The organism is Leptospira noguchii serovar Panama str. CZ214, from assembly GCF_000306255.2.
Taxonomy (GTDB): domain Bacteria; phylum Spirochaetota; class Leptospiria; order Leptospirales; family Leptospiraceae; genus Leptospira; species Leptospira noguchii.
Genome location: NZ_AKWY02000020.1, coordinates 349162 through 357938, shown reverse-complemented (window position 1 = coordinate 357938; position 8777 = coordinate 349162). Strand labels below are relative to the sequence as shown.

At 32.6% G+C, this 8777-nt stretch carries 6 protein-coding genes, 1 pseudogene and 1 riboswitch; of the genes and pseudogenes, 3 read left to right on the top strand and 4 right to left on the bottom strand.

The genetic code is table 11. The features are described 5' to 3' along the window. Window positions 1-811: IS982 family transposase (locus LEP1GSC059_RS10470; protein WP_036057429.1), on the top strand; the 811-nt coding region annotated here is incomplete at its 5' end. A 9-nt stretch (window positions 812-820) separates the two neighbouring features. Continuing rightward, window positions 821-1331 (top strand): annotated as a pseudogene (locus LEP1GSC059_RS21820) (integrase core domain-containing protein); the annotation flags it as partial. Window positions 1332-1527: 196 nt separating this feature from the next. On the opposite strand, the gene LEP1GSC059_RS10460 reads toward LEP1GSC059_RS21820, so the two are convergent. The 4 genes from LEP1GSC059_RS10460 to LEP1GSC059_RS10445 are packed head-to-tail and all read right to left on the bottom strand — an operon-like array spanning window position 1528 to window position 5879. After that, on the bottom strand, window positions 1528-1926 hold the full coding sequence (locus LEP1GSC059_RS10460) for an STAS domain-containing protein (protein ID WP_000388447.1): 399 nt from the start codon (window positions 1924-1926) through the stop codon (window positions 1528-1530). A 10-nt stretch (window positions 1927-1936) separates the two neighbouring features. Further along, window positions 1937-2938, bottom strand: a complete 1002-nt coding sequence (locus tag LEP1GSC059_RS10455) for an LB_137 family protein (RefSeq protein WP_020980646.1) — start codon at window positions 2936-2938, stop codon at window positions 1937-1939. Further along, complete coding sequence (locus LEP1GSC059_RS10450) at window positions 2935-4392, bottom strand: hypothetical protein (RefSeq protein WP_017213314.1); 1458 nt, start codon at window positions 4390-4392, stop codon at window positions 2935-2937. Before LEP1GSC059_RS10450 ends, LEP1GSC059_RS10455 begins: the two co-directional genes overlap by 4 nt. 2 nt (window positions 4393-4394) lie before the next feature. After that, window positions 4395-5879 (bottom strand): SpoIIE family protein phosphatase, encoded by a 1485-nt coding sequence (locus LEP1GSC059_RS10445; protein ID WP_017213315.1) that lies wholly within the window; start codon window positions 5877-5879, stop codon window positions 4395-4397. A 1263-nt stretch (window positions 5880-7142) separates the two neighbouring features. After that, window positions 7143-7322: riboswitch (cobalamin riboswitch) on the top strand. A 264-nt stretch (window positions 7323-7586) separates the two neighbouring features. Between LEP1GSC059_RS10445 and LEP1GSC059_RS10440 the strand changes: the two genes are divergently transcribed. Beyond that, window positions 7587-8765: a CbiX/SirB N-terminal domain-containing protein gene (locus tag LEP1GSC059_RS10440; protein ID WP_017213316.1), complete on the top strand. Its 1179-nt coding sequence runs from the start codon at window positions 7587-7589 to the stop codon at window positions 8763-8765. The last annotated feature ends 12 nt before the right edge of the window (window positions 8766-8777 follow it).

The following is an 8777-nucleotide window of genomic DNA, read 5'->3' as shown; positions in this document are numbered from 1 at the left end:
CGTGGCAGGAAAAAGAAATCGTAAATTTCAGCTCAGCCTGAGTGAGGTAGCAACAATCGTAGTTTATTTTCATCTTTCTCATTACAGAGAATTTAAAAATTTTTATTTGATAGAAATAAAAAAGAATCTGAAATCCGAATTCCCAAAAGCGGTAAGTTACAATCGTTTCGTTGAACTGATGCCTAACGTGTTAGCTGTTATAGCTTCCTTTCTATCCAACACTTGTATGGGAAAATGTTCCGGAATATCGTTCATTGATTCTACAATTCTCAAAGTATGCGACAACAGAAGAATCCATTCTCATAAAGTATTTAAAAACATTGCACAACGAGGGAAATCAAGCACAGGCTGGTTTTACGGCTTTAAATTACATTTAATCGTAAATGATCAAGGTGAAATATTATCATTTATGGTCACTCCTGGAAACGTCGACGACAGAAACTCGAAAGTGATTTTCCCACTTGTTAAAAAGATTTACGATAAACTTTTCGGAGATAGAGGATACATCAGTCAATCTCTATTTGAAAGTCTTTATGAAAAGGGAATTCAACTCATTACAAAACTTAAAAAGAATATGAAAAATAAATTAATGCCCTTGGTTGATAAAATTCTTCTAAGAAAAAGAGCTATCATTGAATCGGTTAACGATGAACTTAAAAATATCTGCCAAATTCAACATACTATACATCGGAGTTTTTGCAATTGGGCTGTTAATCTTTTAAGTGGTTTAGTTGCATTTTCATTCTTTCCAAAAAAACCGTCTTTGAATTTGAGATCTAAAGACAATTTACAACTTTTAATCTCTCCTTAGACCGAATTCACGTTATTTAAAGTGGCGATGGCAAAACTTTACGACAGAAAGAATGCGTTAAGCCGCCGATATGTTAAACGACAAAGTGGTCCCCTGGTTCAAAGAAGAAGGCGTTCGCTTGTTGAGGATTCTAACGGATAGAGGAACTAAAGTATTGTGGAAATAGGGAACACCATGAATTCCAACTATTCCTTGCTGTGGAAGATATAGACCATTCTAAAACAAAAGCAAGACATCCTCAATCCAACGGTATTTGTGAAAGATTTCATAGAACCGTTCAAGATGAATTCTATGCAGTTGCTTTCAGGAAGAAGGTATACAACTCGATCGAAGATTTGCAAAAGGATTTGGATCAGTGGATGATTCTTATAACTATGAGCGAACACATCAAGGCAAGTTTTGTTTTGGGAAAACTCCGATACAAACTTTTCTTGACGCTAAGGAGTTAGCTAAGAATAAACATCTTCTTCATTATATAACAATCTTAACATTCACATCTTTGCCGGGTGCTTCTTTTTGATTGGGTTTTTAGAGGTTCCCTATAGAATAAAATAGACTATAAAAAATTTAAGAAGAACAATCTGTTAGATCAGATAAAAAGATCAAGAGTTTAAGAATGAAAAATTTTTGATATTGTCTTGAATGGTTAAAATTCAGATATTCCTTCCTTCTGAACCCGAAATGAAAATCGACTTCGAGTTCAGAAAAAACGATGATCAAAATGTCATTGCCTTATCTAAAGCTTCGTCTAAATCGATTGACATCGTAATCAGTTTATCTAGTCGAGTTAGTTCGAAAATTTTATTAATCGGGCTAGGGATTGCATATACAATTAAAGCACCTTTCAATTGTTTCATCAGTTTGGCTTGTGTACTGATAAGAACTGCAAGTCCTGAGGAGTCTATATGTGTTGTAGCGGATAAATCTAATAGAAGTACTCTCGCACCCTCGTCAATTTTCGAATTGAATAAATCTTTGAGTTTCTTTGAAGAAAAAATATTTACTTCCCCGCTCGTTTTTACGATCGTCATATGAGGTTTTAGTAAATGATTTACGTGAGAATTAGATATAATCTCTACGGATAACTCATCTTTTGAATTGTTTGTTGCTTCCATTTTTGTTTTCCTAAAAGTTAATGTTAATTTTCATTTCGATTTTTTGATCCTTTTCTACCGAATGTAAATTGGGATTTGCCGGCATTTCTTGAAAGAAGAAAGAAAATGTAGCCGGAAAAGTGACTAGTGCGGTGTTAAATAAATAAGTACAAACTAAAGATATTAGAAAAAGCTGATTTAAGCTTTTGTGTTTATTAAATTCTCCATTTGGTTGTTCTATCCAGAGAATAGAGCCGTCCCCCTGAGGAATAAACAAAGGAGTTTTCCCTTCTGAATTTTTTGCTTCTATAAATTCGTAAAGACTTCCTATGGCAAAAAATGCAGCAGCCCCCATCAAAGCAAACCCGCTTTTTGTATATCCTTGATTTTTAATATAGTAACCAGGAATTAAATAATCTAAAATTGTAATGGGTTGAATTTCTTTTTCTTTTGGAGGAGGAGGTTCTTCTTTTTTTTCTTGAATGGCTTTATAAAATACTGAAGCAATTTCTTCTTTTGGAATTAAAACCGGGGTTGGATCTGATTCGTTTTGAACCGAAATTCCACCTTCATTTACACTTTGAATAAGAGATAAAACTTCCTTTTGATTTTTGGATGTAATCCGTATTTGAAAACCTGTTTTGGAAAGTTGTTCTAAAATTTTGGTAGAAGGAGCTTCTATGCTAATCGATTCTAAATCTTTGAAAGAGGCTCTGAGATACTTATTCTCGTCTACATAATAAACTGTATTTGTATTGAGTTTAATGATTTTTAGACTGCATTTAGGTTCTGGTTGTTCTTTAAAATGAATACAAAGAAGATTTCCTTCCTCTTCGAAAAATATTTCGGCTATATCTTTTTTTAAAATCTTTATATCTTCACCTTCGGTTGTGATGATGATATAATCCGATGTTCCTTCGGTTTCTTTTAAATCTCCTGAAAGTTGTTCTCCTGATTTTAAAATTACCCTATGAGCATATAGATGACTTGTTAGAAAAGTAAAAAGTAAAATGTAGATTAGAGTTCTTCTCATTTAGACAACTCAATTTGAATCGGAGAATTTAGACTGATTTTCTTTTTAGAATTTCTTTCGATTAAGGTAATAGATTGGTCGTCTTCAAAAACCGCTTTTAAGAACGGAATCTTTTCCTTGTTTTGAACAAATAAAAGTTTATGAGAATTTTTAATGGAATTCTTCATAAGACCAATAGAATCGATCGTATAAGTTGCGATTGTAATTGGAAAATGGGCTGAGAAAAGTTTAGTTTCGTCTCCGTTTATAATAATCTTATCTCCGTAAACTGGAACAGAATCAGTGACTTGAATTGCAATGTAATTTTTACTTTCAACTTTAGTTTCTTCTTCTACTTTTTTTAAGAAAGCTTCTGATTTAGCAACCACTGCCTGCAATTCTGAACTTAAGAGACTTTTCTTTTCTTCGTCACCGCGCCCGGTTTTATTAGGATTGAATAAATTTTCTTCAACGCTAGAATGTTTTAATTTTTCGGAAGATGCTTTGATTTCCGCTGCCTCGCTTGCATCTCCAAGCCTTTCAGCGTTTTTATCTGAAATCTTTACGATTTCACTTCCTGCATTGTAATAATGACCCAACATCATCAATCTGCGATTTGCTTTAATCGCAATCTCTTTATCGGTATTGGAAAATGCAAGTTTTGCATATTCGGTAATGGCAGCATTTTGATTACCGGTTTTTTCCAAAGAATATGATTGAATGTATTTCATTTCCGCAGAAGTCATATCGGATTTTGCAAATTCTTCCAAAACTTTAGCGTAGTTTCCTTTTGCGAAATAAGCCCTTGCTCTAGATTCTGGGCTATCAAAATTTTCTTCAATTTCTTTGGCGCTTTGTTTGGATCTTTGTATGATCGCGATTAAAATTTCCGCGTCGTTTGCAAATACAGTTCCAGGATTATTTTCTAAAACGGATTCTAAATCTTTAAGAGCGTGATCGAATTCGCCTTGGACCGCGAGACAAAAACCTTGATGCAAAAGAATAAATCCACTTTCGTCCGTTCCCTTAGCAAATGTTTCCGTCGATTCTCCATAAGCTTGATAAGCTTCTTTGTATGCTTGATTTCTTTCTAAAGCAAAGGCGTGTTCTAAAAGACGGATTTTAGTTGAACTGATCTCAAAATCGATCGGAGGTTTACCAGTAACAAAACGAACTGTATTGATCAAAACAGAACCAAAACTCTGTAGAACTCCTACGCTGAATGTTTCTAATTGATTGCTTTCAATTAAGGAACTTTGTAAGTTATTCAGATTCATCTCCGCTCGAATGTTGTCTCTATTGGACAAAATACTTTCGAACTTAGATCTTAGAATTTCGCTCGAAAAAGAAAAATTGAATAGTTTTCTTTTTTCTAGAGTAACTTTTAATTCATAGAGTTTTGTATCCAGTACGATCAATCCAAAAAAAATGATCAATAGGAATCCTATAATTGCGATGAAAAAACTTTTTTTCATTTTTAAGTAATCTCTAAAATTCCGAAAGTGACGTCGTCTGGAAAAACATTTGCAAAAGAATGAATTTCTTCCCGAAGTTTTTCTGTAAGTTCTGTCGTTGGTAGAGTAACATATTTTTGAAAAGCGTTTAAAAGACGATCATCTCCGAATTGTTCGGTTGTTTCACTGGTTGCATCCAAAACTCCGTCCGTATAAACGAGAATTTTATCGCCGGGGGAAGTTTTAATTTTTAAGACACTATATTCGTCTGGAATACCGATTCCTAAAACAAATCCAGTCGACTCCAATACCACAATTTTATTTTGTTCTTTTCGATAGTAGTAGATTGGATTGTGTCCAGCACTACAGAAGTAGGCGTATCCCCCTTCTTTTTCAAAAAGAATAAAAATTCCAGTGGCAAAAAAAGTTCCTTGTAAAGTTTCAAAAAGATTGTCGCTGAGTCGATTGAAAATGTGAGCCGGGTTTACGGTCTCTTTCATGATATTTTCTACATTGTAATGAATGATAGAAGTGATAAGGGCCGCAGAAACTCCGTGTCCGGTAGCATCCGCTAAAAAAAATGCGGTTCTTGTATCGCTGATCTCGATGATATCATAAATATCTCCACTTACTTCACGCATTGGCTCATAAATAATTTCTACATTAATTAGATTGAATTGTTTTCTTTTTTCGGGAAGAAAACATTCTTGAACGTTTTTACCAATTTCTAGTTCCGTTTGGATCTGAGCGTTTTTGAGTTTAAGAGTATCAAATTGGGAAGAAATTTGTTCTGCCATTCCGTTGAATGTATTTCCTAATACATCTAACTCGTCATGAGCCGAAACGTTCCAAGAAATTCTTGCATTTAGATTTCCAGTAGCCATTGTTTCGCTGACTTCTTTTAAAAGAAAAAGTCGAACAAAGATCTTTCGATATAGAAAAATTCCAAAAAGAATATGAAAGGCAAATCCCCAGATCAATAACAATCCAAGTTGTATATAAAGAGATCTAAGTCGATCTACCATTTCCTTCATTTTAATTTGAGAAATTAGAAACGTTTTCGGGTTGAGATAAAAGATGAGATTGACTATAAAATGATCCGTATCAAGTTCAATATCGTAAGATGTGTTTAGAGCCGCTTTTGCATTGCTCATGTTTGTAAGTTTTGTTTTCAGATCGGATATAGTCGTCGTAACTCCGTTTGAAAGTAGAGTACGGGTTTTTTCCAAAGAATTATCTTCAGCTGTAATGACTGAAAAGTTTGTAAGTCCTATACTCAGTAGTTTAGTTTGAAATTCGTCGGTTTGAGAGGAATCTTGAAAATTAATATTTCCAAAAGATTCTATTTTTTTAAGAATTTCCCGAGCAACACGATCCGATTCTAAAGTAAAATTGGAAATGAGAAGATCTGTTTGATTTTCAAAAATCATGACCGCTACAAAAGTAAGATTTACAACGGTTAAAATTGTATAAATGACGATAATCTGTAATCGAAGCGATTTCTTCATGATCAAGATAGATTATCGTTCTTGAATGAATCAAAATCATTGCATACTATAAAGTGAATCGTTTTGTTTCTGGGAACTAAATGATTCACTTGAGTCACGATCGTTACAAAAGAAGTAAAAAAGTTTTTGACGATTCGGATACGACATAGATCCGCAATATTTTACAGTGGTAAGAATTAAAAAGAATTTTCTTTTGTAGATTTAAATAGACCTAACGTATTATTCGCAGTCTTTTCATTTCAATTCAAAATCTTGAGATCAAAGCTCAAAAATGATTCTATACGTTTTTAATCTTAATGTTTCCGCAATTATAATAAGCCTTTCAAAAAATAAAACCTTCATCTAAAAATTTTTAAGTTTTTCTTTACGAAACCCGAGTACTCAAAATAAATTTTTTACAAAATAGTTTTAATTTTGATCACCTTTAAGATGTGATTTTATTTCAAACACATTGATTTTACAGTTTACTTTTCGATTCAAGATTCTGAAAAATTTCATTGAAAATAAAAACGAAGTCTTAAAATGATAAAAATAAGCATTATAAATTTATTATATATTTTTCAATTTTGTTTGATTCAAATTTATTTATAGAAGTATTAAATCATATCTATAAAATTGAGTCTCAAATGTCTATCCTAAAGTGCCGTTTTACGTAAGTTCGATGAATCCAGTACGAAAGAGATTATTATATTGCGCTCGTAACATTGAGTTTAAATTCCAAGGTAAGTGAAGTAAAAAGTGGTCGCGAGTCTTTTAAACTAAAAAATTCGTGAGCTGCTGCGACGATCCTCCGTTGTATTGATTTTTTTATTCGCTCAGATTTACTTTTTTTGAATTCACATGATCAAAGTATGAACTATTAAATAAGTGCTTTATTATGTAATTCTGAGTAAAATTAAACTATAAAATAATATAAGATCAAGTTTTTGAATCTGGTTTTTATTCATAAATCATAAATTGTTGTGTTTAACTATTACTTTTTCTAATTTACTTATATTGAATTTATCTTGCTTATGTATTCAAAATCTTAAAATGTATTAACATAATATTTAATAAATTCATAATAAACGCTTGGTCTTCAAAAGGTTAGACATTATAAATCAGTAACAAATCTTAATATAATTTATTATATTATTACTTAAGTATTTAAACTTATTGCAAAAAATATTTTCTCATAAAATGATCCTAATTTAAAAATATGGTTTTTTTAATGTTGGATTAAAAAATATACTTCCCAAAAAAATCGTTTTAGATCTTGCTGGAAACACAGTTTTTTCATAGGATTTATCTATATTTCATATAGATAGGAAGACGGTTAAAATCCGTCACGGTATCCGCCGCTGTAAGAAGGACGAAAGGCATACTAAGCCACTGGGATAACCTGGGAAGGCGTGTCGAGTAGAAAGATTTCAAGTCAGAATACGGCCTATGGAAAATTCTGAATTACGTTTTGACCTCGGAAATAAGGCAACCGTAACTTAAATAAAATTTTACAACAAAAGAACGTTTTGGTTTTATTTCTGCGTTTAAAACGTTAGTCACTCTTGTTCCTTTGAAGAAAGAAAATTTTATGTATACTCTTTATACACAAATAAGCGATCTCATTGAAATTTTATTTTATTCCTTCTTTAAAAAAGAAAGCTCCACAAAAATAGAATCAAATTCTCTTTTTGCCGTTTTTGAAAGAAGTGAACAGAGGCTTAAGATATGAATGTTCCTGGAATCCTTATCGTAGGACATGGAAGTAGAGAATCCTCTTACGATGGGGAATTTAAAAAATTCGTAGAAGGATATCATAATCTTCACCCGGAATATGAAATTAGGACCGCGTATGTGGAACTTTCAAAATCTGATGTTAAAACTATACTTAGGGAATTTTCAAAAACACATAATAAAATATTGATATTTCCTTTATTTTTATTTGCGTCCAATCACGTCAAAAACGATATCTCTTTAATTTTATCCGATCTAAAACGAGAATTTATCAATCATAGATTTATCTCTGCAATGCCTCTTGGAGTACATTCAAACATCATAAATTTATTACATATACGATCTAAACAAAACAAGCCATTTAGAACTCAATCAAAAACGGGCGTGATCGTGGTGGGGCGGGGGGCTTCTGACGCTGACTCCAATGGAGATTTTTACAAAGTGGTTCGTTTTTTCGAGGAGTCTTCTTCTTTTCTTTTTGTAAAACCCAGTTTTATCGGAATTACAAAACCTCTTTTACGAGAAAGTTTAGAAATGTGTATAAAATTAAGACCGGAACATATTCTGATTATTCCTTACTTTCTATTTTATGGAAAACTAATACAAAATATTTATAATATTTCCAGAGAATATTCAAAAAAATATCCTTGGATCAAAATAGAAACAGCTTCTCATTTTGGTCCAGATCCGATTTTGTATCCGATACTTGACGAAAGGATTTCACAGGCGCTTTCTGGTAGAACAACCCTACCTTGTGATAACTGTGAGTATCGAGTTTCTATTCCTGGGCTCAAAAATAAAGTTGGTGGTTTGAACTCTCTGCTTTGGAGTATAAGACATTTAGAAACTCATACTCAGGCGGCTCCTCACGAGTTTTCTCATCGAAATTTTAAAAAACATGTTTTTGTCTGCGATAGCGTGGACTGTGTAAATCAAGGTAGTATTTCTTTAATCCATAAAATCCGTTCTTGTATTAGAAAACACAAAAGGCAATCTGATTTTAGAGTTTCTAAAAGTTCTTGTCTGGGTAGATGTGGCGAAGGTCCGACCGTAGTAGTTTATCCAGACGGTATTTGGTATCAAAGAGTAAGTGAAAATGACGCGGAAGAATTAGTCACCAAACACTTGTTTAACGATCGATTGGTTACAAGGCTCGTAGATAATATCATGTAGTGATTTGAGGAG